The 290-nt window shown below is 66.9% G+C and carries 1 protein-coding gene; it reads left to right on the top strand.

Annotation, left to right across the window (positions count from 1 at the left end; all coding sequences use genetic code 11):
• Positions 1-16: 16 nt before the first annotated feature.
• Positions 17-290, top strand: a 274-nt coding sequence (locus tag LZP69_RS16095; protein WP_326490274.1) for an adenine deaminase C-terminal domain-containing protein, incomplete at its 3' end; no start/stop codon positions are given.

Genomic DNA, 290 nt, shown 5'->3' with positions numbered 1-290 from the left:
CGCCCTGCAGGTACAGATGCCGGGAGCCGATGCCCTTTCTCCGCCCGCGGCGGGTGGTCTGGTCAAGGTCATCGGCCTCATCCCCGGCCAATTGCTCACGGAAAAACGGGTCTTGCCCGCGCCGGTGCAAAACGGCCGCCTGGCCGCGGACCCGGGACAAGACCTGTTGAAACTGGCGGTGGTGGAGCGCCACCACGGCACCGGCAACCTGGGGCTGGGCCTGGTCCAGGGTTTCAGATTGCAGCGGGGCGCTCTGGCCTCCACCGTGGCCCATGATTCCCATAATATCG

It is taken from the genome of Shewanella sp. AS1 (assembly GCF_021412565.1).
Taxonomy (GTDB): Bacteria; Pseudomonadota; Gammaproteobacteria; order Enterobacterales; family Shewanellaceae; genus Shewanella.
The sequence above is the reverse complement of the archived record's forward strand: the minus strand, read 5'-3'. Positions and strand labels throughout refer to the sequence as shown.